18 protein-coding genes are annotated in these 24936 nt (G+C 68.5%); 3 read left to right on the top strand and 15 right to left on the bottom strand.

What is annotated here, in order from left to right:
- Positions 1-65: 65 nt before the first annotated feature.
- From lon to LV780_RS05410, 5 genes are all read right to left on the bottom strand, one after another.
- On the bottom strand, positions 66-2474 hold the full coding sequence (lon, locus tag LV780_RS05430) for an endopeptidase La (RefSeq protein WP_101340418.1): 2409 nt from the start codon (positions 2472-2474) through the stop codon (positions 66-68).
- Between the two features lie 285 nt (positions 2475-2759).
- On the bottom strand, positions 2760-3848 hold the full coding sequence (locus tag LV780_RS05425) for an alkene reductase (RefSeq protein WP_011908195.1): 1089 nt from the start codon (positions 3846-3848) through the stop codon (positions 2760-2762).
- 94 nt (positions 3849-3942) lie between these two features.
- A complete protein-coding gene (gene tgt / locus LV780_RS05420; RefSeq protein ID WP_101340434.1) occupies positions 3943-5073 on the bottom strand; it encodes a tRNA guanosine(34) transglycosylase Tgt in 1131 nt (376 codons plus the stop codon).
- 167 nt (positions 5074-5240) lie between these two features.
- Complete coding sequence (locus LV780_RS05415) at positions 5241-8318, bottom strand: efflux RND transporter permease subunit (RefSeq protein ID WP_101340417.1); 3078 nt, start codon at positions 8316-8318, stop codon at positions 5241-5243.
- Between the two features lie 7 nt (positions 8319-8325).
- Entirely contained in the window at positions 8326-9453 is a 1128-nt protein-coding gene (locus LV780_RS05410) for an efflux RND transporter periplasmic adaptor subunit (protein ID WP_011908192.1), read from the bottom strand.
- A gap of 145 nt (positions 9454-9598) precedes the next feature.
- Here LV780_RS05410 and LV780_RS05405 point away from each other — a divergent pair, with 145 nt between their 5' ends.
- Positions 9599-10168, top strand: coding sequence for a TetR/AcrR family transcriptional regulator (locus tag LV780_RS05405; protein ID WP_101340416.1), 570 nt, complete (start codon positions 9599-9601; stop codon positions 10166-10168).
- A gap of 48 nt (positions 10169-10216) precedes the next feature.
- On the opposite strand, the gene guaB is transcribed toward LV780_RS05405, so the two are convergent.
- The 6 genes from guaB to LV780_RS05375 all read right to left on the bottom strand — a co-directional run bounded on the left by guaB (position 10217) and on the right by LV780_RS05375 (position 17896).
- Positions 10217-11665, bottom strand: coding sequence for an IMP dehydrogenase (guaB, locus tag LV780_RS05400; protein WP_011908190.1), 1449 nt, complete (start codon positions 11663-11665; stop codon positions 10217-10219).
- Positions 11666-11787: 122 nt separating this feature from the next.
- On the bottom strand, positions 11788-12762 hold the full coding sequence (locus LV780_RS05395) for an SLAC1 family transporter (protein WP_108220795.1): 975 nt from the start codon (positions 12760-12762) through the stop codon (positions 11788-11790).
- A gap of 352 nt (positions 12763-13114) precedes the next feature.
- Complete coding sequence (locus tag LV780_RS05390; protein ID WP_011908188.1) at positions 13115-14233, bottom strand: ABC transporter ATP-binding protein; 1119 nt, start codon at positions 14231-14233, stop codon at positions 13115-13117.
- A gap of 30 nt (positions 14234-14263) precedes the next feature.
- On the bottom strand, positions 14264-15385 hold the full coding sequence (locus LV780_RS05385) for a carbohydrate ABC transporter permease (RefSeq protein WP_011908187.1): 1122 nt from the start codon (positions 15383-15385) through the stop codon (positions 14264-14266).
- Complete coding sequence (locus LV780_RS05380) at positions 15385-16377, bottom strand: carbohydrate ABC transporter permease (protein WP_044248631.1); 993 nt, start codon at positions 16375-16377, stop codon at positions 15385-15387. The genes LV780_RS05385 and LV780_RS05380 overlap by 1 nt, the downstream gene beginning before the upstream one ends.
- Before the next feature lie 166 nt (positions 16378-16543).
- Entirely contained in the window at positions 16544-17896 is a 1353-nt protein-coding gene (locus tag LV780_RS05375) for an ABC transporter substrate-binding protein (protein WP_108220796.1), read from the bottom strand.
- Positions 17897-18195: 299 nt separating this feature from the next.
- On the opposite strand from LV780_RS05375, the gene LV780_RS05370 reads away from it, so the two are divergent.
- Together LV780_RS05370 and LV780_RS05365 are read left to right on the top strand one after the other, a co-directional pair.
- A complete protein-coding gene (locus tag LV780_RS05370) occupies positions 18196-19518 on the top strand; it encodes a GH1 family beta-glucosidase (RefSeq protein ID WP_101340412.1) in 1323 nt (440 codons plus the stop codon).
- 18 nt (positions 19519-19536) lie between these two features.
- The gene (locus LV780_RS05365; protein ID WP_108220797.1) at positions 19537-20490 is read left to right on the top strand and encodes a glucokinase; all 954 of its coding nucleotides are present in this window, start codon (positions 19537-19539) and stop codon (positions 20488-20490) included.
- A gap of 144 nt (positions 20491-20634) precedes the next feature.
- Here LV780_RS05365 and LV780_RS05360 read toward each other — a convergent pair whose 3' ends face one another.
- Genes LV780_RS05360 through LV780_RS05345 form a run of 4 tightly spaced genes read right to left on the bottom strand, consistent with a single transcriptional unit; the run spans position 20635 to position 24880 of the window.
- The gene (locus tag LV780_RS05360) at positions 20635-21420 is read right to left on the bottom strand and encodes an FAD binding domain-containing protein (RefSeq protein WP_108220798.1); all 786 of its coding nucleotides are present in this window, start codon (positions 21418-21420) and stop codon (positions 20635-20637) included.
- Between the two features lie 10 nt (positions 21421-21430).
- Positions 21431-23803, bottom strand: coding sequence for a xanthine dehydrogenase family protein molybdopterin-binding subunit (locus LV780_RS05355; RefSeq protein WP_108220799.1), 2373 nt, complete (start codon positions 23801-23803; stop codon positions 21431-21433).
- Positions 23804-23832: 29 nt separating this feature from the next.
- Positions 23833-24315 carry a (2Fe-2S)-binding protein gene (locus tag LV780_RS05350; RefSeq protein WP_011908180.1) on the bottom strand — a complete coding sequence of 161 codons (483 nt, stop codon included), beginning with the start codon at positions 24313-24315 and terminating at the stop codon, positions 23833-23835.
- Between the two features lie 28 nt (positions 24316-24343).
- Entirely contained in the window at positions 24344-24880 is a 537-nt protein-coding gene (locus LV780_RS05345) for a CoxG family protein (protein WP_011908179.1), read from the bottom strand.
- Positions 24881-24936: the final 56 nt, after the last annotated feature.

Below are 24936 nucleotides of genomic sequence, written 5' to 3'. Positions count from 1 at the left end.
GCAACCTGCCACGCAAAGGAAAAGGCGCGGCCGCAGCCGCGCCTTCCCCCTCTTCCGAAGGATGTTCAGTGCGCGGTGGCGGACGGCGCCGCTTCGCGCTCCAGCCGGCGGGCGGCCGCGGCGGCCTCTTCGGCGGCCTCGTCCCATTCCACCGGCTCGGGCATCCGAACCAGAGCCTCGCGCAGCACCTCGCGGACGTGCGAGACGGGGACGATCCGCAGCCCCTCCTTCACATTGTCCGGGATTTCGGCGAGATCCTTGGCGTTCTCCTCGGGGATCAGCACCGTCTTGATGCCGCCCCGAAGCGCCGCGAGGAGCTTCTCCTTCAGCCCGCCGATCGGCAGCACGTTGCCGCGCAGCGTCACCTCGCCCGTCATCGCCACATCCTTGTGGACCGGGATGCCCGTCAGGACCGACACGATCGAGGTCACCATCGCCACCCCGGCCGAAGGCCCGTCCTTGGGCGTGGCGCCCTCGGGGACGTGGACGTGGATGTCCACCGCCTCGAACTTCGGCGGCTTCACGCCCAGCTCGGGCGAGATCGAGCGCACGAAGCTCGAGGCCGCGTCGATCGATTCCTTCATCACATCGCCGAGCTTGCCGGTGGTCTTCATCCGGCCCTTGCCGGGCAGGCGCAGCGCCTCGATCGAGAGGAGTTCCCCGCCGACCGACGTCCAGGCAAGGCCCGTGACGACGCCCACCTGATCCTCCTTCTCGGCGAGGCCATAGCGGTGCCGCTTCACGCCGAGGAAGCTCTCCAGCTTCTCGGGCGTGACCTCGACCGCCTTGGTGGCGCCCTTGACGATCTCGGTCACGGCCTTCCGTGCGAGCTTGGCGATCTCGCGTTCGAGGTTCCGCACCCCCGCCTCGCGGGTGTAGGTGCGGATGATCTCGGTCAGGGCCGCGTCGGTCACGCTGAACTCGCCCTTCTTCAGACCGTGGTTCTCGATCTGCTTCGGGATCAGGTGCTGCCGGGCGATCTCGCGCTTTTCATCCTCGGTGTAGCCCGAGAGCGGGATGATCTCCATCCGGTCCAGAAGCGGCGAGGGCATGTTGTAGCTGTTCGCCGTCGTCAGGAACATCACGTTCGACAGGTCGTATTCCACTTCGAGATAGTGGTCCACGAAGGTCGCGTTCTGTTCCGGATCGAGCACCTCGAGCATGGCCGAGGCCGGATCGCCGCGGAAGTCCTGCCCCATCTTGTCGATCTCGTCGAGAAGGATCAGCGGGTTGGTGGTCTTGGCCTTCTTCAGCGCCTGGATGATCTTGCCCGGCATCGAGCCGATGTAGGTCCGGCGGTGGCCGCGGATCTCGGATTCGTCGCGCACCCCCCCCAGCGAGATGCGGATGAACTCGCGCCCCGTGGCCTTGGCCACCGACCGCCCCAGCGAGGTCTTGCCGACGCCCGGAGGCCCGACGAGGCAGAGGATCGGCCCCTTGAGCTTGGCCGACCGCGCCTGCACGGCGAGATATTCGACGATGCGTTCCTTGACCTTCTCGAGCCCGTGGTGGTCGGCATCAAGCACCGCTTCGGCCTTGGTCAGGTCCTTCTTGGTGCGCGACTTCACCCCCCACGGCACGCCGAGGAGCCAGTCGAGATAGTTGCGCACGACCGTGGCCTCGGCCGACATCGGCGACATCGACTTCAGCTTCTTGACCTCGGCCTCGGCCTTGTCGCGGGCCTCCTTGGACAGCTCGGTCTTCGCGATCCGCTCTTCCAGTTCCGCGATCTCGTTCTGGCCTTCCTCGCCGTCGCCCAGCTCCTTCTGGATGGCCTTCATCTGCTCATTCAGATAATATTCGCGCTGGGTGCGCTCCATCTGCGACTTGACGCGGGTCTTGATCTTCTTCTCGACCTGCAGGACCGACATTTCGCCCTGCATGTGGCCGTAGACCTTCTCCAGCCGCTCGGCCACGTCGAGCGTCTCCAGAAGCGCCTGCTTCTGGGCCACGTCGATCCCCAGATGCCCGGCCACGAGATCGGCCAGACGGGCGGCGTCGCGCGTCTCCGACACGGCGGAGAGCGCCTCCTCGGGGATGTTCTTCTTGATCTTGGCGTAGCGTTCGAACTCTTCCGCCACGGCGCGCAGAAGCGCGTCCACCGTCGCCTGATCGCCCGGCTGCTCGTCGAGACGCTCGGCCCGCGCCTCGAAGAACGAGTCGTTCTGCACGAATTCGGTGATCCGCACGCGGCTCTTGCCCTCGACCAGCACCTTCACGGTGCCGTCCGGCAGCTTGAGAAGCTGCAGGACATTGGCCAGGACACCGGACCGATAGATCCCGTCCGTCGTCGGATCATCGACCGACGGATCGATCTGCGACGAGAGCAGGATCTGGCGATCGTCGGCCATCACCTCCTCGAGCGCGCGCACCGACTTTTCGCGCCCGACGAACAGCGGCACGATCATGTGGGGGAAGACCACGATGTCGCGCAGCGGCAGCACGGGATAGCTGTTGGGAAGCTGTTCAGTCATGTCTTTTCCTTCGATGCAGGAAGGCTCCGGCCCCGGCCATTCGGCAGCACTCGGCCTTCCCCGGACAGTCACTACGATATCTGGTGGCGTGGGGTCCTGCTGTCAACCGGACCTCCACTGCGACTTCCCGCAAACTCTGGACCCGTGGACCGCGCGGAACAAGTCCTCTTTCGGTGCAACTTTGTGCAGCATCCGGCAGACGGGCCGAGGGCCGCGCCGGCCGCACGGTCCCCGGCGGGATCGCCCGGACGACCGGTGCCGGGGCCGCGCGGCCCCGGCCACCCGTCAGGCTGCCGGCGTCAGCGCCGGATAGTCGGTGTAGCCGCGGGCACCGCCGCCATAGAGCCCTTCCGTCGGCAGCGGGGCCAGAGGCGCCCGCGCGGCCAGCCGCTCGGCCAGATCGGGGTTCGAGATATAGAGCTTGCCGAAGGCCACCATCCCGGCCCGCCCGCTCCCGACCGCCTCGACCGCCATCTCGCGGTCATAGCCGTTGTTGGCGATGTAGGTGCCGTGGAAGCGATCCCGCAGCGCCTCGAGCGCCCCCTCGGGCCAGTCGCGGGGCCCGCCGGTCTGGCCCTCGACCATGTGCAGGAAGGCGATCCCGTGCCGGTTCAGCACGTCGATGACCTTCGAGAAGAGGCCCACCGTGTCGCTGTCGATGCCCACATCGTTGGCGTTCGAGAAGGGCGAAAGCCGGATGCCGGTGCGGCCCGGCCCCATCTCCGAGACCACCGCGCCCACCACTTCATCGAGGAACCGCACGCGGTTCTCCGGGCTGCCGCCATAGGCGTCGGTGCGCTTGTTCGACGTGTCGCGGAGGAACTGGTCGATCAGATAGCCGTTCGCCGCATGGATCTCGACCGCATCGAAGCCCGCGGCCTTCGCGTTGCGCGCCGCCTTGCGGTAATCCTCGACCACGCGCGCGATCTCGTCCGTCGCAAGCGCGCGCGGCTCGGAGGTGGCGACGAACTGGCTGCCGTCGAAGGTGCGCGACGCGGCGGTGATGGCCGAAGGCGCGACAGGCGCCTGCCCGTCCAGCAGGCTCGTGTGGCTGATCCGCCCGACATGCCAGAGCTGGATCGCGATATGGCCGCCCTGCGCATGGACGGCCTCGGTCACCGCGCGCCAGCCGGCAACCTGCGCCTCGGAATGGATGCCGGGCGTCCAGGCGTAGCCCTTGCCCTCGGGCGAGATCTGCGAGCCTTCCGTCACGATCAGGCCCGCGCCGGCGCGCTGGCGGTAATATTCCACGGTGAGGTCGGTCGGCAGGTCGCCCTCGGGGTTCGCCCGGTTGCGGGTCAGCGGCGCCATCACGACCCGGTTCTTCAGCGTCAGATCACCGAAGGCGATCGGGGTGAAGAGTGTCTCAGTCATCCGGTATGTCCTTGATCTGTGTCGCCCCGAGATAGGGCCCGGAGCGGCCGGGGCAAAGGCACCTTCCATGCAGCCGGTGCATGGCCGTCATGACTCACAGCGGCTCGATGTCGCCTTCGGCCCGCTGCGCATGGAACTGCGCCACGAAGGCCGCCAGCCGCCCGTCCGAGATCGCCGCGCGCAGGCCCTGCATCAGGTCCTGATAGTAATGCAGGTTGTGCCAGGTCAGCAGCATCGAGGCGATGATCTCCTGCGCGCGGAAGACGTGATGCAGATAGGCGCGCGAATAGGTGCGGCAGCACGGGCAGGTGCAGGCCTCGTCCAGCGGGCGCGGATCGTCCATGTGGCGGGCGTTCTTGATGTTGACCTGCCCGCGCCGCGTCCAGGCCTGCCCCGTCCGCCCTGAGCGTGACGGCAGCACGCAATCCATCATGTCCACCCCGCGCTCGACGGCGCCCACGATGTCGTCGGGCTTGCCCACGCCCATCAGGTAGCGCGGCCGGTCCTCGGGCAGGAAGCCCGGCGCATAGTCAAGAACGCCGAACATCGCCTCCTGCCCCTCGCCCACGGCAAGGCCGCCGATGGCATAGCCCTCGAAGCCGATGGCCGTCAGCGCCTCGGCGCTCTCCTCGCGCAGCTCGCGCGTCACCCCGCCCTGCATGATCCCGAAGAGCGCATGGCCCGGCCGGTCGCCGAAGGCGTCGCGCGACCGCTCGGCCCAGCGCATCGACAGCCGCATGGATGTCGCCACCGCCGCCTCCGATGCGGGCAGCGCGGGACATTCGTCAAACGCCATCACGATGTCCGATCCCAGCAGCCGCTGGATCTCCATGCTGCGCTCGGGGCTCAGATGATGCTTCGATCCGTCGATGTGCGAGCGGAAGGTCACGCCCTCCTCGGTCAGCTTCCTGAGGTCCGCAAGGCTCATCACCTGGAACCCGCCCGAGTCGGTCAGGATCGGCCGCTCCCAGTTCATGAAACGGTGCAGCCCGCCCAGCCGCGCCACCCGCTCGGCCGTGGGCCGCAGCATCAGGTGATAGGTGTTTCCGAGCAGGATGTCGGCGCCCGTCGCCCGCACGCTCTCGGGCAGCATCGCCTTGACCGTCCCGGCCGTGCCCACCGGCATGAAGGCCGGCGTGCGGATCTCGCCGCGCGGGGTCGAGATCACCCCCGTCCGCGCGCCCCCGTCGGTCGCCGTGAGTTCGAAGCTGAATCGCTGGGTCATGGTCGCCTCCGCCTGCCGCGCGACCTTCTGCGCCATGACGCCCCAAAAGCCAAGGGCGCCGCCTCCGGCCCGGACGCGGCGCCCCTTTCACTCTGGAAAAATATCCTCGGGGCGGGGGTCCGGGGGAGGGGCAGACAGCCCCACCCCCGGCCGCTCCTCCGGGTGCCTCAGGCCGAGGCCTCGCGCGCCTCCAGCATCGCGCGATGCGCCTCCCATTCCTTGTCCGGCTTCGAGATGAAGGTGTAGAACATCGGCACGACAAAGAGCGTGAAGCAGGTCCCGATCAGGAGGCCCGTGAAGATCACGATCCCCATGGCCTGCCGCGCCTCGGCGCCCGCGCCTTCCGCGATGATCAGCGGCACCACCGCCAGCGCCATCGCGGCCGTCGTCATCAGGATCGGCCGGAGCCGCACCTTCGCCGCCGCCACGATCGCCTGCCGCCGGTTCAGCCCGTGCTGCTCACGCTGCTGGTTGGCGAACTCGACCATCAGGATGCCGTGCTTGGTGATCAGGCCGATCAGCGTGATCAGGCCCACCTGCGTGTAGATGTTCAGCGTGCCGAGGCCGAGGTTCAGCGGCAGGATCGCGCCGAAGATCGACAGCGGCACCGACATCATGATGATGAACGGATCGCGGAAGCTCTCGAACTGCGCGGCCAGCACCAGATAGATCACCACCACCGCCGCCGCAAAGGCGAGCAGGATCGTGTTGCCCTGCTCCACCTCGAGCCGCGACTGGCCGGAATAATCGAGGAAGAAGCCGTCGGGCATGACCTCGTTGGCGATCTGCTGCAGCTCGGCCAGCCCCTGCCCCGTCGAGACGCCGATCATGGGCAGCGCCGAGATGGTGGCCGAGTTCAGCTGGTTGAACTGCTCGATCGAGGCCGCCGCGGCGCCGGTCTCGAAATTCACCACCGAGGTCAGCGGCACCATCGCGCCCGAGGCCGCGCGCACGAAGAACTCGCCCAGCCGTTCGGGATTGTCGCGCCAGTCGCGGGGCACCTGCGGGATGATGTCGTAGCTGTTCGAGTCGCGGTCGAACTGCGCGATCGACGCGCCCCCCACCAGCAGGCCCAGCGTGTTGCCGATGTCCGAGATCGGAACGTTCAGCGTCGCCGCCCGGTCGCGGTCGATGGTGGCCACAACCTCGGGCGCGTCGAAGGCGAGCGAGTTCTGCACCGCGATGAAGCGCCCCGAGGCCTCGGCCCGCCGGCGGATCTCCTCGGCGATCTCGAAGACCCGGTCGGGCGACTGGATCGACTGCAGCACCATCGAGATCGGCAGCCCGCCGCCCGTCCCCGGCAGGGTCGGCGGGGCAAAGACGAAGCCCTGCATCCCCGGCACCGGATCGAGCAGGGACTGCACCTCCTGCTGCACCTCGGCCTGGCTGCGCTCGCGCTCGGCCCATTCGTCCAGCACCCAGATATAGATGCCCTGATTGGCCTGCCCGCCGAAGCCCGCGATCGAGAATTCGGTCTTCACCTCGGCGATGTCGCTCGTCACGTCCGAGATCCGGTCGGTGTAAAGCTGGGTGTATTCCTTGGTGGCGTAGCGCGGCCCGTTCAGGATCGCGAACATCGCGCCCTGATCCTCTTCGGGGGCAAGCTCGCTCGTCGTGTTGACGAACATGAAGCCCGTGACCGCGACCAGCGCCACCACCATAAGCAGCGTGACCGGCCGGTAATCGAGCGAGGACGACACCCGCCGTTCATACCAGTTGGCCGTCCCCTCGAGCGTCCGGTCCACGATCCGCTGGAAGCGGCTGCCGCTGCCCTCCTTGAGCAGGCGGGCCGACATCATCGGCGTGATGGTCAAGGCCACCACGCCCGAGATGATCACGGACCCCGCCAGCGCGAAGGCGAACTCGGAAAAGAGCGATCCCGTCAGCCCGCCCGAGAAGCCGAGCGGCGCCAGCACGGCGGCCAGGGTGATCGTCATGGCGATGACGGGCCCGGTGATCTCGCGCATCCCCTTGATGGCGGCCGCATAGGGCGTCATGCCCTCGTCGATGTGACGGTGGATGTTCTCGACCACGACGATGGCGTCATCGACCACGAGGCCGATGGCCAGCACCATCGCCAGCAGCGACAGCAGGTTGATCGAATATCCCAGCGCCAGCAGCACCGCGCACACCCCGATCAGCGAAAGCGGGATCGTCACGATCGGCATCAGCACCGAGCGGAACGAGCCGAGGAACAGCAGGATCACCACAACCACGATGGCGACGGCCTCGGCCAGCGTCTTGAACACCTCCACGATCGAGGCGGTGATCGTCTCGGTCGAATCATAGACGAGGTTGATCTCCATGCCCCGCGGCAGGGTGGCGTTGATCGCGGGCAGTTCATCGATCACCGCCGAGGCCGTGGTCAGCGGGTTCGCAGCCGGCGTCGGGAAGATGCCGATGAAGGTGCCGGGCTGGCCGTTGAAGGTCACGATGCTGTCCGGCTCGGCCGAGGCAAGCTCGACCTCGGCCACGTCGCGCAGGCGCACGACCTCGTCGCCATCCGACCGGATCGGCAGGGCGCCGAAGGCTTCGGGCGTCTGCAGCGTCGATTGCAGCTTGATCGCGCGGGCGAAATACTCGCCTTCGGTCTTGCCGGGGGCCGAGAGGAAGTTCGAGGCCCGGATCGCTGTCAGCACTTCGGACGCGGTGACGTTGCGCGCGGCCAGCTTCATTGGGTCGATCCAGACCCGCATCGCATATTCGGCGGCGCCGATGATCTGGATCTCGGCCACGCCCTCGATCGTGGACATGCGCGGACGGATTACCCGCTCGAGATATTCCGTCATCTGCTCGGCCGACATGTTCGGGTTCAGCGCGGCCAGATACATGAGCGCGAAATTGTCGCCGGTGCCCTTCACGATCACCGGGTCCTCGGCCTCGGAGGGCAACTCGCCCCGCACCTGCTGGACCTTGGCCAGAACCTCGGTCAGCGCCACATCCGAATTGGCGCCGAGCTTCATCTGCACCGAGACGATCGAGGCCGAGGGCCGGCTCTGGCTCGTCACATAGTCGATGTTCTCGGTCGTGGCGACGGCACGGGCGATGGGGGCCGTGATGAAGCCTTGGATCAGCTCCGGCGAGGCGCCGGGATAGGTCGTGGTGATGGTGACGACGGTCTCCTCGACCTCGGGATACTGCCGGACCGGCAGGTTGAAGATCGAATAGAAGCCGATCAGCAGGATGAAGCTTGCCAGCACCGTCGAGGCGACCGGCCGGCGGATGAAGATCTCGGAAATGCTCATCGGTGCCTCACTCGGACTCGGTCTGGGCCGGAGCCTGGGCGCGGGCCTGCGCCATCGGCTGCACGGTGTTGTCCACCGTCACCGGCGCCCCGCCGGACAGACGGTTCTGGCCCGCGTTGACCACCTCGTCCCCCGGCTCGAGCCCCGAGACGATCTCGATCATCTGGCCGTCGCGGCGGCCGGGCTGAACGAAGACCTGCTCGACGGTGCGGGGCGCGTCTCCCTCGCCCGCGCGCACGACATAGACAGAATCGCCATAGAGGCTCGTCATCAGCGCGGTCTGCGGCAGGGCGATCACCTGCTCCTCGTCAGGCAGCTCGACGCGGACGCGCAGGAACTGGCCAGGATAGATCCGGCCCGTCTCGTTGGCGACCTCGGCCCGCACCGTCACCAGCCGCGAGTTGGGATCGACCTTCGGCTCGATGCCGGTGATCTCGCCGCGTGCGCTGTAGCCGCCCGCCTCCGAGACCACGCTGACCGGAAGGCCGGACTTGATGCGGCCGATCTGCTGCTCGGGCAGGGCGAAATCGACGCGCATCGCATCAAGGTCCTGCAGCGTGGCGTAGATCGTTCCCGGTGTCACATAGCCGCCGACATCCACCTGCGGGATGCCGATCACACCGTTGAACGGCGCCACCAACTCCTTCTGCTGCATCTGCGCCCGGATCTTGGCCACCTGCGCCCGCGCCGAGGCGGCCTGCGCCTGCGCCGTGTCGAGATTGTTCACCGCCGACACGCCCCGCTCCTGCAGGGCGCGCGCGCGTTCAAGCTCGGTCTCTGCCAGTTCCAGCGCGGCTTCGGCCGCGGCAAGGTCGGCCCGCTCCTCGCGCTCCGAAATCTGGAGGAGCTTCTGGCCCTCTTCCACTTGCTCGTTCGCGCGGAACAGGATCTCGCGCACGGTGCCGCCCGCCTCCACCGCAAGATCCACGCCCTGCGCCGCGATGGCGGTGCCAATGGCCTCGATCCCCGGGCGCCAGGTGATGGGCTCGGCCACCGATGTGGATACGGTGACGGGGGCCGGCGTGCGGTTGGCGAAGAAATCCACGATCATCTGGTCGCGGAAGCGGTTGAAGCCGACGATCCCGCCCACGATCACGGCAAGAAGGACCACGGCGATGATGAGGCGCTTGACCATCCGGTTCTCCATCGACTGCCGTCGGACACAGTGCCGCGTCGGCGGAAATTTGACTTTTTCCCATTCTACTGTACCGTCCAGACGGTAAAGTCAACGGACATGGGAAGCTGCAGTGCCTGAGCTAGCACCGAGGCTTAGAAAGAAAATGGCGGGCGAGACGCGGAAGCGGCTGCTGGAAGCGGCCGAGCATCTGGGGCGCACGGTCGGCCCTGCGGGCATGTCGCTGGACGCGGTGGCGGCCGCGGCCGGCGTGTCCAAGGGCGGGCTGCTCTACCATTTTCCGAGCAAGCACGCGCTCTTGCGGGCGCTCGTGCAGGATCACGTCGCGGGCTTTCGCCTTGAGATGGACCGCCTCTGCCCCGGCTGGGCCGAGCCTGCCGACGACCGGCAGGCGCTTCTGGGCGCGCGCGCCTACGTCGCCGCGATGCGCGAGCTGATGCAACAGACCGACTCGCCCTCCTCGGGCGTCTTCGCGGCGCTGACGGAGGATCCGCACTTCATGGCGCCGCTGCTCGAGTTGCGGGGCGTCGTGCGGCGGATGTTCAGCCGCTGCCCGCCCGAGGCGATGCTTGTTCTGGGCACCTGCGAGGGCGTGGTCCACGATCGGATGATCGACCCCGACCACTGGGATTGCGGATGGGCCGAGACACAGTTCCGCCTCATGGAACGCCTGCTCGAGGAGCTTGTCGCGGGCCGCGCGCGGTTTGCCGGGTGACCCGGATCTGCGGCAGGGCCCGGACGGGGCCGGACCCTGCCCTCGGGCTCAGCCAAGCCGGTAGTTCGGGCTCTCGCGGGTGATCTGAACGTCGTGGACGTGGCTTTCCTTCAGCCCCGCCCCGGTGATCCGCACGAAGTTGCAGCCTGCGCGCATCTCGGCGACCGTGCGGTTGCCGGTGTAGCCCATCGCCGCGCGCAGGCCGCCGACCATCTGGTGGATCACCGCCGAGGCCGGGCCCTTGTAGGGCACCTGCCCCTCGATCCCCTCGGGCACCAGCTTGTCCGACGCCGCGTCCTTCTGGAAGTAGCGGTCGGCCGAACCGCGCGCCATGGCGCCGAGGCTGCCCATGCCGCGGTAGCTCTTGAAGCTGCGGCCCTGGTAGAGGATCACCTCACCGGGGCTTTCGTCCGTCCCCGCGATCGCCGAGCCCACCATCGCGCAGGAGGCACCCGCCGCGATCGCCTTGGCGAAGTCGCCCGAGTACTTGATGCCACCGTCGGCGATCACGGGGATGTCGCCCGCGGCGCCCGCGGCATCCATGATCGCCGTCAGCTGCGGCACGCCCACGCCCGCCACGATCCGCGTGGTGCAGATCGAGCCCGGCCCGATCCCCACCTTCACCGCATCCGCGCCGGCCGCGATCAGCGCGCGCGTCGCCTCGGCGGTGGCCACGTTGCCCGCCACCACCTGCACCGAGTTCGAGAAGCCCTTGATCCGCTCAACCGCCTTCGACACGCCCTCGGAGTGACCGTGGGCGGTGTCGATCACCACCATGTCCACGCCCGCCTCGATCAGCGCCTGGCTGCGCTCGAAGCCCGCCTCGCCCACCGTCGAGGCGGCGGCGACGCGCAGCCGGCCCAGCTCGTCCTTGCAGGCGTGCGGGTTCAGCACCGATTTCTCGGTGTCCTTCAGGGTGAGAAGGCCGGTCAGCTTGCCCTGCCCGTCCGTCACCAGAAGCTTTTCGATCCGCCGGGCCTTCATCAGGCTGATGGCCGTGTCGCGGTCGGCCGGCTCCTGCAGGATGGCCAGATTGTCCGAGGTCATCATCACCCGGACCGGCGTTCGGTCGTCGTTGGCAAAGCGCATGTCGCGGTTGGTCACGATCCCCACCACGCGCCCGCCCTCGTCCACGACGGGGAAGCCGGTCACGTTGTACCGCTCCTGCAGGGCCTTGGCGTCGGCAAGCGTCTGGTCAGGGCGCAGCGTGATCGGGGCATAGACGATGCCGCTTTCGAACCGCTTGACGCGGCTGACCTCGCGCGCCTGCTCCTCGATGCCGAGGTTGCGGTGGATCACCCCGATCCCGCCCGCCTGCGCCATGGCGATGGCCATGCGCCCCTCGGTCACGGTGTCCATGGCCGAGGACAGAAGCGGGATATTCATGCGGATCGCCTTCGTGACGAAGGTCGAGGTGTCCGCGTCCGACGGCAGCACAGAGCTGGCCGCGGGAACAAGAAGGACGTCGTCGAAGGTGAGAGCCTCGCGAATCTCCATGGGACATTCCTTGGATGGGATCGTTTGGCGGTTCCCTGTTTCACGCGTGTGCCGGGAAGGCAAGGGGAAAACCATGCGCACGCGCATGGTTCGGTCGGATGGTCACAGCCGGGAAATCGCGCTCAGGCCTGCGCCGCATTCGTGCGGGCGGCAAGGCTGCCGCGGGCCCACTCCTGCAGGATCCTGACCGCGATCGGCGGAATGACGAGCACCGTGGCCACCAGCAGCGCCGCCCCCGCCTGCGGCCAGACGATCAGCACGAGCCCCGTATAGGCCGCAAGCGGGAAGGTCAGCGCCCCCCAGAGCGGGCTGAAGCCCGCGGCGAGCAGCCAGCGCGCCGAGGCGAGAAGGACCGCAAGCAGGACCGCCCCGGCCGCGGCACAGGCGGCCGCGACCGTCGGCAGGCCCTGGTTCGCCGCCACCAGCCCGAGGAGAGCGAGGGGCGCCAGATGAATCGCCAGCAGCGGCCGCAGCGGCGGCGGCGGCACCTGCCGGACGAACTGCACCAGCGAGCCGAGCCAGATCGCCGCGGCCACCACCGCGCAGAGGATCAGCAGCCCAAGGCCCAGCCCCGGCCAGCCCACCGGCGCCGCCGTCAGGCCGCCGATGATGAAGCCCACGAAATGCAGGTGCCAGACGGGCGTGACCACGCGCCCCTCCTTCGGACCTGCAAGGAGCAGCGCCGCCACCGTGCCGGCCAGCAGCGCCTGCGTTCCAAGGCCCGCCACCAGCACCGCGCGCGCCGCCCCCGGCCCGTACGGCACGAGCACCGCAGCCAGCACCAGAAGGCCCAGCACCAGCGCCGCGAGGCCCGCCCGCCCGGGCAGCACACGCAGATCCTCGAGCACCACGCCCGGACGCTGCACCACCTTGGCCGCATAGGCCGCCACGGCAAAGGCCCCGAGGCCGGAAGCCGCCCCCAGCACGGCTTCGCCCACGCCGGGAGCAAGGCCCCAGACCTCGGCCGCACGCCGAAGCGCCAGCCCAAGCCCCAGAAGGCCCAGAATCGGCGAAAATATCGCCGGCGGCGTTCGCTGGAACGGCCTCGGGCGCCGGGGCGGGAACGGAGGTGGTGGGAAGACCGGAGGGCGCGACATGAGGGACCTGTGGGCAAGGACGGTGCGGGACGGGGCGAAGGCGACGCGCAAAGGATAGAAGCGCCGGGCGGCAGAGACAATCGGAAGGCGGCCGGGCCGGTCCCGGGACGGACGGGCCCGAGGGGGAAACCGCCCGCCCGCGCGCCCCGGAAACAAACGTCCCGCGATCCGGTTGCCCTGACGTGAGAAACCGGAGAAACCCATGCCTGACAAGAAGAAGGAAAGCCGCCGCGTCACCTGGATCGGCCTTGCCGCCGTCGTGCTCGCGCTCGTCTCGCTCTACGCCTGTTCGCAGGGCTGAGGCGGGCGGCCGCCCCGGCGCGATCCGGGGCCGGCCGCCGGTGGCGGGATGTCAGACCGCCTCGGGCGCCGGAAGGATCTCGTGGCCGCGGTAGAGAAGCGACTGCCCCTCGTGGAAGAGATGCAGCCTCGCCGGATCGGCCCCGAGCCGCACCGTGCGGTGGCGCAGCTCGCTGCGGATGCCGGGCAGCTTGGCCACCACCTGCCCCTCGCCGTCGCGGGGCACGAAATAGAGCAGCGTCACCTCGCCCAGCGCCTCGGTGATCTCGACCTCGCCCTCGTAAAGCGCCGGGCCCTCGGTCTCGACAAGATCCTCGGGGCGCACGCCCAGACTGACCAGAAGGCCGCGGTCTTCGGGTCCCGTCGGCATGGCCACCCGCGCCGTGCCGCCGGAGTCGAGATGCACCAGCGTCTCGGCCCCCGTCTCGACGATCTCGCCCGGCAGGAGGTTCATCGAGGGCGAGCCGATGAACTGGGCCACGAAGGCGTTCCGCGGCCGGGTGTAAAGCTCGAGCGGCGTTCCGACCTGGCTGATCCCGCCCCCCTCGAGCACGACGATCCGCGAGGCGAGCGTCATGGCCTCGACCTGATCGTGGGTGACATAGATCATCGTCCGGTCGGGCATCTTCTCCTTGAGCTGGGCGATCTCGATCCGCGTGGCCACCCGGAGGGCCGCGTCGAGGTTCGAGAGCGGCTCGTCGAAGAGATAGACCTGCGGATCGCGCACGATGGCCCGCCCGATGGCGACCCGCTGGCGCTGCCCGCCCGACAGCGCCCGCGGCAGCCGGTCGAGATAGGGCGTGAGCTGCAGGATGCGCGCCGCATTCTCGACCGCCTTCGCGATCTCGCCCCGCGACTGGCCCGCGATCTTCAGCGCGAACTCCATGTTCTGCCGGACCGTCATGTGGGGATAGAGCGCATAGCTCTGGAACACCATGGCGATGCCGCGCTGCGCGGGGGGGACGTCATTCACCACCCGCCCGTCGATCTCGAGCGTGCCGCCGGTGATCCGCTCGAGCCCTGCGATCATGCGCAGCAGGGTGGACTTTCCGCACCCCGAGGGGCCCACGAAGACGATCAGCTCGCCCTTCTCGATGGTGAGGTCGATGTCGCGCAGCACGCGGACGTCGCCATAGGCCTTCTCGACCTTGGTCAGCTTCAGATCGGCCATGGTCCCTCTCCCCTTCCTACCGCTGCACACTCATTTCACCGACCCCGCCAGCAGCCCGCGCACGAGGTAACGCTGCATCGCGAAGAACACGACGATCGGCACCGCGATCGAGACGAAGGCCGAGGCCGCGAGGATCTCCCAGTCGCCGCCGCGCGAGCCCAGAAGCTCGCGCAGCACGCCGGTCATCACCAGTTGCTCGGGCGTGTTGGACAGGAAGACCGTCGCCACAAGGAGGTCATTCCACGTCCAGAGGAACTGGAAGATCGCAAAGCTCGCCAGCGCGGGAAACGACAGCGGCAGGATGATGCGGACGAAGATCTGGAAGTCGGTCGCCCCGTCGACGCGCGCGCTCTCGATGATCTCGCGCGGCAGGCCCACCATGTAGTTGCGCAGGAGATAGATCGCGAGCGGCAGGCCGAAGGCCGAATGGGCGAGCCAGATGCCGAGGTAATCCTTGCCGATCCCCACCGCATTGTGAAGTTGCAGAAGCGGGATCAGCGCCAGTTGCAGCGGCACCACCAGAAGCCCCACCACCGCCGCGATCAGCAGCGCCCGCCCCGGAAATTCCATCCAGGCCAGCGCATAGGCCGCGAAGGCCGCCACGAGGATCGGGATGACCGTGGCGGGGATCGTGACCGTCATCGTGTTCAGGAAGGCCCGGCCGATCCCCTCGGCAAAGAGCACGCGGTCGTAATTGTCCGTCGTGAAGCGCGGCGGCGTCTCGACCGCCACGAAGAGGCGCGGCCCGCGCTCGGCAAAGGGCTCGGGCGCCTCGGCCCGGTAGCGTCCGTCCGCCTCGACCGTGACGCGGCCGCCGTTGGCGAGCGTGCCCGTCTCGCCCGCGGCGTGGGCGAAGGGCTCGCGCGCCGAGGTGCCGAAGCGGTTCAGCGTGCCCTCGTCGATCAGCGTGCCCTCGATCACCCAGAGATCCCCCTCCTGCCGCTGGTCGCCCGCGCCCGCAAGGCGGACGACCTGCCGCTCCTCGGCCGGAAAGAGCGCGGCCCACCAGCCCGAGGTCGCGATCTGGTCGCGGTCGCGAAAGGACGAGACGAGCAGGCCCACCGTCGGAACGGTCCAGAGCAGCACCAGCGCCACGACCGCGAGATGCACCGCCCAGACGAGGCTCGACCGGGTGCCGGCGATGTTGTCCATCAGCGGGTCTCCTTTCGCGCGTTCACGATGTTCCAGATCATGATGGGCGTCACCAGAATCATGATGACGAGCGCCACGGCCGAGGCGCGGCCCGCATCGTTGCCGCGGAACATCCAGTCGAACATCAGGTTCGCCAGCACCTGCGTGCCCCATTGCCCGTTGGTCATCGCCAGCACGATGTCGAAGACCTTGAGGACGAGGATGGTGATCGTGGTCCAGACCACCGCGATCGTGCCCCAGATCTGCGGCACCTTGATCTTGAGGAAGATCTGCAGCGGCGAGGCGCCATCCAGGATCGCGGCCTCGACCGTCTCCTCGGGGATGCCGCGCAGCGCGGCCGACAGGATCACCATGGCAAAGCCGGTCTGGATCCAGATCAGCACCGCCATCAGGAAGAAGTTGTTCCAGAAGGGTATGGCAAGCCAGGTCTGCTCGGTCCCGCCCAGCGCCTCGATCACCGCGTTCAAGAGGCCGATCTCCTCGCGCCCCTCGCCGCGGTAGTCGTAGATGAACTTCCAGATCACCGAGGCGCCGACGAACGAGATCGCCATCGGCATGAAGATCAGCGCCTTGGCGAAGTTGCCCCAGGCGATGCGGTCGGTCAGCGCCGCCGCGATCAGCCCGACGAAGGTCGAGGCCGCGGGCACTACCAGAAGCCACAGGAAGTTGTTGCGGATCGACTCGCGGAACTTGCCGTCGTTCATCAGCCATTCGTAGTTCGCAAGGCCCACGAAGCTCTCGCCGCTCGCGTCCCGCAGCGAGAGCCAGATCGAGACGAAGACCGGATAGACGAGATAGATCCCCAGCAGCAGGATCGCCGGCAGCAGGAAGAGCCAGGGCCGGATCGCGCTCGCCCGCGCGATGTTGGGCCCGGCGCGGGGACCGCGCGGCGGATAGATCCGGTCGAGGATGAGGTTCGCCGCGAAGAAGTAGGCCACGCAGCCGAACACCCCCACGACGATGGTGCCGCCCGCCATGATCAGCTGTTGCATCATCCGCCTTCCCTCCTCGCCGCCCGCCCGCGGCCGCCGGTGTCCGTGCCCCTCCGTTCCGCCGCCTGCCCGCCCGTCACTTGACCCTCCGTCACTTGCCGGGCCGTCACTTGCCCACCCGTCACTTGCCCCCTCGTCACTTGCCCCCTCGTCACTTGCCCCCTCGTCACTTGAACGTGTCCCAGGTGCGCTGGATGCCGGCCGCCACGGTCTCGGCCGCCTGTCCGCCCATGTAGTCGATCATTCCGGTCCAGAAGGCGCCCGCGCCCACCGCACCCGGCATCAGGTCGGATCCGTCGAACCGGAAGGTCGTGGCCTCGAGCAGGATGTCGCCCATCTTGCGCAGCGTGGGATCGCCATAGACATCGGTGTTCACGCCCGTGTGCGGCGTGAGAAAGCCCGTCTGGGCCATCCAGACCTCGTGCGCGATCGGCGTCTTGAGAAAGTCGATGAAGGCGCGCGCCACCGGCGTGTCGCGGGTGATGCCGAAGACCGTTCCCGCACCCAGCACCGGCTGGCCCAGGTCGCGGCTTTCATAGGCCGGAAGGTAGAAGAAGTCGGCATCCTCGCCGATCACCGTCCCCTCGGGAAAGAAGGAGGGGATGAAGCTTGCCTGCTTGTGCATGAAGCACTGCGGCGGGGCGGCGAAGAGACCCTTGGGGCTGTCACGGAAATCGGTCGCGGCCACCGCATTGGGCCCACCGGCCACGAAGCGTCCGTCGCGCGCGAACCGGCCGAACTCCTCGATCGCCGCCACCACCTGCGGATCGTCGAACGGGATCTCGTTCAGGATCCACTGGTCATAGACCTCGGGCGGGTTGATGCGCAGCATCATGTCCTCGACCCAGTCGGTCGCGGGCCAGCCGGTGGCCCCGCCCGAGGCGAGGCCGATGCACCAGGGCGTCACCCCGTCGTCCACCATCCGCTCGGACAGCGCCAGAAGCTCCTCCATCGTGCCCGGAACCTCATAGCCGAAGTCGGCAAAATTCTCGGGCACATACCAGACGAGCGACTTCACATCGATCTTGTAGAAGAACCCGTAGAGAGCCTCCTGCCCGTCCGGACCGGGAAATGTGCCAAGATTCACCCAGCTGTCGCCGGCCGCGTAATTCTCGCGCAGCCACTCGCCGAGCGACGGATCGAGGGGCGCCAGCTGCCCCTTCGAGGCCAGGTCCCGTGCAAGGCCGGGCTGGGGAAAGATCGCGATGTCCGGCGGCGAGCCCGCGCTCGCGTCGATCACGATCTGCTGCTCGAAATTGTCCGAGCCGTTGTAGGTGACGGCCGCTCCGGTCGCGGCCTCGAAATAGGCGATGACGGAATTGAACAGCGTCCGGTCCGGGCCGAGCCACGGCCCGAGGATCGTGAGCCGCTGCCCCGAGAAATCCTGCTCCCTGAGGGTCTCGAAACTGTCCCAGTGAAAGCGGGCGTCCTCGCCGGGAGGAAACGTCAGCTCCTGTCCCGCGAGCGGGCCGGATGCCAGCGCGAGCGTGGCCGCCATCGCGGGAACCATCGCCTTCATTGCGTCCTCCCCCCACCGAAACGAACCCGGATGCGGCGCTCCTCCGGCCCTCCCACCCCTCCCGTGGCTGGAAAGCACAAGCGCATGCGGCAGATGCCCGCTTCCTGACCCGCAACGCCGCCTCGCGCCCGATGGTTCCCGGCCCGCCGGGGAACTGGCGACCGTCTCTTCCGTTCCGTCAGGCGAGGGAGGCGGCCGGGGCGACGCGCCGGCTCCTTCCCATGGGCGGCCGGGATCCGGCGCCCGCTGCAATCGCGGACCCGCAGCGGCGGGCCCTTCCATCCCGACGGAGCTTTCCCATGACCTTCTCCCGCGCCGACTTTCCCAAGGACTTCCTGTTCGGGGTGGCCACCTCGGCCTATCAGATCGAGGGCCACGCCGCCGGGGGCGCAGGCCGGACCCACTGGGACGATTTCGCCGCCGTGCCCGGCAATGTCGCCCATGCCGAGCACGGGGGCCGCGCCTGCGACCACTACCACCGCTGGGAAGAGGATCTCGATCTTGTCCGCGATGCGGGCTTCGACTGCTACCGCTTTTCGGCCTCCTGGGCGCGGGTGATGCCCGAGGGACGCGGGCGGGTGAACGCCGAGGGCCTCGCCTTCTACGACCGGCTGGTGGACGGGATGCTCGAACGCGGGCTCAAGCCCTCGCTGACCCTCTATCACTGGGAGATGCCCTCGGCGCTGCTGGATCTGGGCGGCTGGCGCAACCGCGACGTCGCCGGCTGGTTCGCGGACTATACAGAGGCGTTGATGCGGCGCATCGGGGATCGCATCTGGGCCACCGCGCCGGTGAACGAGCCCTGGTGCGTGGCGTGGCTGTCGCATTTTCTCGGCCATCATGCGCCGGGGGTGCGCGACATCCGGGCGGCGGCGCGGGCCATGCACCACGTCCTCCTCGCGCACGGATCGGCGATCGAGGCGCTGCGCGGGCTCGGCCTGGGCAATCTCGGCGCCGTCTGCAACTTCGAGCATGTGATCCCGGCGGACGGAAGCGAGGCCTCGGCCGCGGCGGCCCGGCGGCACGATGCGATCCTCAACCGCTGGTTCGTCTCGGCGCTCTTCAACCGCCAGTATCCCGCCGAGGCGCTCGAGGGGCTCGCGCCCCACCTGCCCGAGGGCTGGGAGAAGGACTTCGACCATATCGCCCGCCCGCTCGACTGGTTCGGTCTGAACTACTACACCCGCAAGCTCGTCTGCGCCGAGCCGGGGCCGTGGCCCGGCCTGCGCGAGGTCGAGGGGCCCCTCGCCCGGACGCAGATGGGCTGGGAGATCTATCCCGACGGGCTGGCCGAAATCCTGCGCCGCATCCACGAGGGCTACACCCGCGGCCTTCCCCTGATGGTGACCGAGAACGGCATGGCTTCGGCCGACCGGATCGGAGCGGGCGGGGTCCAGGACAGCGCCCGGATCGCCTTCATCGAGGAGCATCTGGCCGCCGTCCGGCGCGCGCAGGCCGAGGGGGTGCCGGTGCAGGCCTATCACGTCTGGTCGCTTCTGGACAATTTCGAATGGTCGTTCGGCTATGAGAAGCGGTTCGGCCTCGTGCATGTGGACTTCCAGAACTTGCAGCGCACCCCGAAAGCGTCCTATCACGCCCTGGCCCGCGCGCTGGCGCGATAGCGAGCCCCGGAGACGCCCATGGACGACGCCCCCCTCTGTCTCGTCGCCGACATCGGCGGCACGAACACGCGCGTGGCGCTTGCGCAGGGTCCGCGGCTGATGGCCGAGACGACGCGGCGCTTCCGCAACCGTGACTATCCGGCGCTCGCCCCGGTGCTGCGCGATTTCCTGGCCGCCGCCGGCAGCCCCGAGATCGACGGCGCCTGCGTGGCGGCGGCGGGCCCGGTGCGCGACGGTGTGGCCACGCTCACCAACCTCGACTGGACGGTGGACGGGGCCGAGCTTCTGCGCGCGACGGGGGCGCCCCGGGTGGCGGTGCTGAACGATCTTCAGGCGCAGGGCCACGCCCTTGGCCATGTCGATCAGGCGAACCTGCGGATGCTGATCCCCGGCCCCCATCCGCGCCGCGCGGGGCCCATGCTGGTCATCGGCGTGGGCACCGGCTTCAACGCAGCGCCCGTCCACGACATGCCGGGTCTGCGGGTGGTGGCGGCCTCGGAATGCGGCCACGCGGGAATGCCGGTCCGCACCGAGCGCGACCTGCGCCTTGCGCAGTTCGTGCAGAAGGTCCACGGCTTTGCCGGGGTCGAGGACGTGCTCTCGGGGCGAGGTCTCGAGCGCCTCTACGCCTTCACGGCCTCCGAAGCGGGGCTCGAGGATCGGAAATCCGCCGCCGAGATCACGGCGGCCGTCGCCGAGCCGGGGCCGGCCCGCGCGGCGGCCGAGCTCTTCGCCCGCATCTTCGGGGCCGAGGCGGGCAATCTCGCCCTGATCCATCTGCCCTTTGGCGGGATCTTCCTCTGCGGCGGCGTCGCGCGCGCCTTCGCCGCCCACCTCGGGCCGATGGGCTTTGCCGAGAGCTTCCGCGACAAGGGCCGCTTTTCGGCCTTCATGGACGACTTTCCCGTCTGCATCGTCGAGGACGACTACGCCGCCCTGACCGGCTGCGCCACCTATCTCGCGACGATCTGACTCCGCACGGAGAGGGCCCGGACCGCCGCTCGTCCCCGCGCCGCGTTCACTCTGCCCAAATATCCTCGGGGGTCCGGGGGCAGACAGCCCCCGGCTTCCGGCGGCGACTTGCGCCCCCGGTGCCCGCGACGGACGACCCTGACCTCAGGCGGCCGCGACGGCCCGCCGCGTCAGAACCTTGACGAGGTTGGCGCGGTAGGCGGGTGCGCCGTGCATGTCGCCCAGCATCCCCCCGGCCGACAGCGCCAGCCCCTCCACCGCTTCGGGGCGGAAATCGGCCCCAAGGGCCGCTTCGGCCTCGGTCCAGCGGAAGACGCCGTCCTCGCCCGCTCCGGTGATCGCCACCCTCACGCCGTCGGCGAACTTCGCCACGAACACCCCCACGAGGGCGAAGCGCGAGGCGGGCTGGGCGAACTTCATGTAGGCCGCCTTCTCGGGGATCGGGAAATGGACCGAGGTGATGATCTCGCCTTCCTCGAGCGCCGTGGTGAACAGGCCCTGAAAGAACGCGTCCGCCGCGATCTCGCGGCGGTCGGTGACGATGGTCGCGCCAGAGCCGAGCGCCGCCGCCGGATAGCAGGCGGCGGGATCGTTGTTTGCAAGGCTGCCGCCGATCGTGCCGCGCGCCCGCACCGACGGATCGCCGATCTCGCCCGCAAGCCAGGCCAGCGCCGGATAATGCGCCTTTGCCTCGCGCGCCACCACCGCATGCGGCGTGGCGCCCCCGACCGCGAGGCCGCGGTCGCCCAGGCAGACGCCCTTCATCTCGGCGATGTCGCCCAGGCTCACCAGCCGCTCGGGCGCCGCCAGCCGCTGCTTCATCGAGGGCAGCAGCGTCTGCCCCCCCGACAGCGCCTGCGCCCCTTCGGCGCCCAGCGCCGCCACCGCTTCGGCCACCGAGGCGGGTTTCACCAGTTCGAAGTCGTGCATGGTCCCCTCCTCAGCCGTGCATCGCCGTCCAGACGCGCGAGGGCGTCAGCGGCATGTCGATGTGGGTGATGTGCCGGTGCCCGGCGCGGTGCAGCGCGTCGATCACCGCATTGACCACCGCGGGCGGCGTGCCGATGGCCCCCGCCTCGCCGCAGCCCTTGGCGCCCAGCGGGTTGTGGGTGCAGGGCGTCACGCAGGAATGGTCCACGGTGAAGTTGGGCACATCATCCGCCCGAGGCATGGCGTAATCCATGTAGGAGCCGGTCAGAAGCTGGCCGTCCTCATTGTAGACCACGCCTTCCAGCAGCGCCTGCCCGATGCCCTGCGCCACCCCGCCGTGCACCTGTCCGGCCACGATCATCGGGTTGATGACATTACCGAAATCGTCCGCGCAGGTGAAGCGCACGATGTCCACGCCGCCCGTCTCGGGGTCCACCTCGACCTCGCAGCCATAGGCGCCCGCCGGATAGGTGAAGTTGGCGGGATCGTAGAAGGCGGTTTCCTCCAGCCCCGGCTCGAGCGTCTCCAAGGGATAGTTGTGCGGGACGTAGGCCGAGAAGGCGATCTCGGCGAAGCTCTTCTGCCGGTCGGTTCCCGCGACCGAGAAGCTGCCGTCGTTGAACTCGATGTCGCCTTCCGCCGCCTCCAGCATGTGGGCCGCGATCTTCTTGCCCTTGTCGATGATCTTGTCAGCCGCCTTCATCATCGCCGAGCCACAGACGGCAAGCGAGCGCGAGCCATAGGTGCCCATGCCGAACGGGATCTTGGACGTGTCGCCGTGGACGATCTCGACCGACTTGGCATCCACCCCCAGCTTCTCGGCGATCAGTTGGGCAAAGACCGTCTCATGCCCCTGCCCGTGGCTGTGCGCCCCGACCAGAACCGAGATGTTGCCGGTGGCGTTCACCCGGATGGTGGCGGCGTCGTAGAGGCCCACACGGCAGCCCAGCACGCCCACGAGGTTCGAGGGTGCGATCCCGCAGGCCTCGATCCAGGTGGAGAGCCCGAAGCCCCGCAGCTTGCCCTTGGCCGCGCTTTCGGTCGCGCGGGCCTCGAAGCCAGCGACATCCGAAAGCTCGCGCAGCTTGTCCATCGTGGCGTGGTAGTTGCCGGTGTCATAGACGAGGCCGACCGGCGTTGTGTAGGGGAACTGGTCCGGGTCGATGAAGTTCTTGCGCCGGATCTCCCACGGGTCAATGCCTAGCTCATCCGCCGCCTTGTCGATCACCCGTTCCAGCGAATAGGTGGCCTCCGGCCGGCCCGCGCCGCGGTAGGCATCGACCGGAACCGTGTTCGTCATCACCGCCTTCACGTTCACATAGACATGCGGCGTCTTGTAGGGGCCCGCCATCAGCGTGCCGTGCAGGAAGGTCGGCGTGCAGGTGGCGAAGTTCGACAGATACGCCCCCATGTTGGCCAGCGTCTCGGTGCGGACGGCAAGGAAGTTGCCCTCCATGTCGGTCGCGAGCTGGATCTTCGTGACGTGGTCGCGCCCATGGGCGTCCGACAGGAAGGCCTCGGAGCGGTCGCAGACCCATTTCACCGGCCGGTCCAGCCGCTTCGAGGCGGCAAGCACCGCCGCTTCCTCGCCGTAGTGGTAGATCTTGGATCCGAAGCCGCCGCCCACATCGGGCGCGATCACGGTCAGCTTGTTCTCGGGGATGCCCATCACGAAGGCCGAGATCAGCAGCCGCGTCAGGTGCGGGTTCTGCGAGGTGGTGTAGAGCTTGTAATCCCCTGTCCCGCTGTCGAAATCGCCGATCGAGGCGCGCGGCTCCATCGCGTTGGGCGACAGGCGGTTGTTCACCAGCTCCAGCGTGGTGACATGCGGCGCGGTCTCGAAGGCCGCATCGACCGCGGCACGGTTTTCCTCGATCCAGCCCCAGTCGAAGACGACGTTGTCATCGCATTCGTCATGGACGCGGTTCGTGGTGTCGGCCACCGCGGCAGCCATGTCCACGATGGCGGGCAGTTCCTCGATATCGGCCTCGATGGCCTCGCAGGCGTCCTTCGCCTGCTCGTAGGTCTCGGCCACCACCAGCGCATAGGCGTCGCCCACATGGCGCACCTTGCCGTGCGCCAGCACAGGGCGCTTCGGCTCCTTCATCGTGGCGCCGTCGCGGCTTTGCACGAGCCAGCCGGTCGGGTTGCCGCCGACTTCGGTGAAATCCTCGCCGGTCATCACCGCGAGCACGCCGGGCATCTCCTCGGCGGCGCTGGTGTCGATCGACCGGATCCGCCCATGCGCGACCTCCGAGCGCAGGAAGCAGGCGAAGGCCTGTCCGCGCAGGTTGATGTCGGCGGTGTAGCGGCCCTTTCCGGTCAGGAACCGGATATCCTCGCGGCGCAGCGTGCTGGCGCCGATGCCTCCGTCCTTGGGCATGAAAAACCTCCCTTCCTGTGCTGGCCCGCTTATTCGGCGGCGAGCTTCTGGCTGTCGGCGCCCGAGGCGGCCATCACCGCCTTGACGATGTTGTGGTATCCGGTGCAGCGGCAGATGTTGCCCTTGAGGTAATGGCGCACTTCCTCCTCGGTCGGGTTCGGCTTCTCGCTCAGCAACGCCGCCGAGATCATCACCATGCCCGGCGTGCAGAAGCCGCACTGAAGCCCGTGGTGATCCTGAAACGCCTGCTGGATCACCGACAGCGAGCCGTCCTTGTTCGCCATCCCCTCGATCGTGGTGACGGACCTGCCCGCCACGTCCTGCGCCAGCACCGTGCAGCTTTTTACCGGCTGGCCGTCGACATGGACCGTGCAGGCGCCGCATTGGGTCGTGTCACAGCCGACATGGGTGCCGGTCAGCCCCAGCCCCTCGCGCAGAAAGCTCGAGAGCAGCGTGCGGCCTTCCGTTTCGGCGGACATGGCCTTGCCGTTCACGGTCATCGTGACTTTCATGAATACCCTCCCTGATACCTGTTCCGGCTCAGCGCTTGATCATGCGCTTGAACCAGCCCTTCTTCGCGGGCGCCTCGCCCTCGGCGCCGACGGCCACCGCCTCGGGCTCGTCCTCGCCCTCGGAGGGGCCCTCGACGGCCGACTGGAAGCGCTCGAAGAACTGGTCGGCCATCTTGCGTGAGAAGCCGTCGATGATCCGGCTGCCCAGCTGCGCGAGTTTGCCGCCGACATGGACATCGACCTCGTAGGACAGGAGCGTGCCCCCCTCGGCCGGGCTCATCGCGAGCTTGGCCGAGCCGCGCGCAAAGCCCGCGGCACCGCCCTTGCCCTCGCCCGAGATGGTCAGGCCCTGTTCCTCGACCATGTCGGACAGCGTCACATGGCCGGTGAAGCGCGCCTTCACGGGACCGACCTTCTGGGTGACAATGGCCTCGTAGCCCTCGGCGGGACTGCCGGTGAGGCTTTCGCATCCGGGGATGCAGACCCGGAGCACCTCCGGGTCGAGGATGGCCGCCCAGACGGTGGCAGGGTCGGCGGCGATGGTTCTCTGATCGGCAAGCTGCATGACAATCCCCCTCGATGCCGGAAGATTAGGGCGAAAGGGCGCGGTGCGGCTATGTG

Origin of the sequence: Cereibacter azotoformans (genome assembly GCF_021391315.1) — a bacterium.
In the GTDB taxonomy this organism is placed as follows: Bacteria; Pseudomonadota; Alphaproteobacteria; order Rhodobacterales; family Rhodobacteraceae; genus Cereibacter_A; species Cereibacter_A azotoformans.
Note: the sequence above shows the minus strand (reverse complement) of the source record. Positions and strands in the feature narration are given on the sequence as shown.

Excerpts from the sequence above, each read along its gene's own strand:
- lon (WP_101340418.1), bottom strand. The coding sequence starts at position 2,474 with ATGACTGAACAGCTTCCCAACAGCTATCCCGTGCTGCCGCTGCGCGAC.
- LV780_RS05425 (WP_011908195.1), bottom strand. The coding sequence starts at position 3,848 with ATGACTGAGACACTCTTCACCCCGATCGCCTTCGGTGATCTGACGCTG.
- tgt (WP_101340434.1), bottom strand. The coding sequence starts at position 5,073 with ATGACCCAGCGATTCAGCTTCGAACTCACGGCGACCGACGGGGGCGCG.
- LV780_RS05415 (WP_101340417.1), bottom strand. The coding sequence starts at position 8,318 with ATGAGCATTTCCGAGATCTTCATCCGCCGGCCGGTCGCCTCGACGGTG.
- LV780_RS05410 (WP_011908192.1), bottom strand. The coding sequence starts at position 9,453 with ATGGTCAAGCGCCTCATCATCGCCGTGGTCCTTCTTGCCGTGATCGTG.
- LV780_RS05405 (WP_101340416.1), top strand. The coding sequence starts at position 9,599 with ATGGCGGGCGAGACGCGGAAGCGGCTGCTGGAAGCGGCCGAGCATCTG.
- guaB (WP_011908190.1), bottom strand. The coding sequence starts at position 11,665 with ATGGAGATTCGCGAGGCTCTCACCTTCGACGACGTCCTTCTTGTTCCC.
- LV780_RS05395 (WP_108220795.1), bottom strand. The coding sequence starts at position 12,762 with ATGTCGCGCCCTCCGGTCTTCCCACCACCTCCGTTCCCGCCCCGGCGC.
- LV780_RS05390 (WP_011908188.1), bottom strand. The coding sequence starts at position 14,233 with ATGGCCGATCTGAAGCTGACCAAGGTCGAGAAGGCCTATGGCGACGTC.
- LV780_RS05385 (WP_011908187.1), bottom strand. The coding sequence starts at position 15,385 with ATGGACAACATCGCCGGCACCCGGTCGAGCCTCGTCTGGGCGGTGCAT.
- LV780_RS05380 (WP_044248631.1), bottom strand. The coding sequence starts at position 16,377 with ATGCAACAGCTGATCATGGCGGGCGGCACCATCGTCGTGGGGGTGTTC.
- LV780_RS05375 (WP_108220796.1), bottom strand. The coding sequence starts at position 17,896 with ATGAAGGCGATGGTTCCCGCGATGGCGGCCACGCTCGCGCTGGCATCC.
- LV780_RS05370 (WP_101340412.1), top strand. The coding sequence starts at position 18,196 with ATGACCTTCTCCCGCGCCGACTTTCCCAAGGACTTCCTGTTCGGGGTG.
- LV780_RS05365 (WP_108220797.1), top strand. The coding sequence starts at position 19,537 with ATGGACGACGCCCCCCTCTGTCTCGTCGCCGACATCGGCGGCACGAAC.
- LV780_RS05360 (WP_108220798.1), bottom strand. The coding sequence starts at position 21,420 with ATGCACGACTTCGAACTGGTGAAACCCGCCTCGGTGGCCGAAGCGGTG.
- LV780_RS05355 (WP_108220799.1), bottom strand. The coding sequence starts at position 23,803 with ATGCCCAAGGACGGAGGCATCGGCGCCAGCACGCTGCGCCGCGAGGAT.
- LV780_RS05350 (WP_011908180.1), bottom strand. The coding sequence starts at position 24,315 with ATGAAAGTCACGATGACCGTGAACGGCAAGGCCATGTCCGCCGAAACG.
- LV780_RS05345 (WP_011908179.1), bottom strand. The coding sequence starts at position 24,880 with ATGCAGCTTGCCGATCAGAGAACCATCGCCGCCGACCCTGCCACCGTC.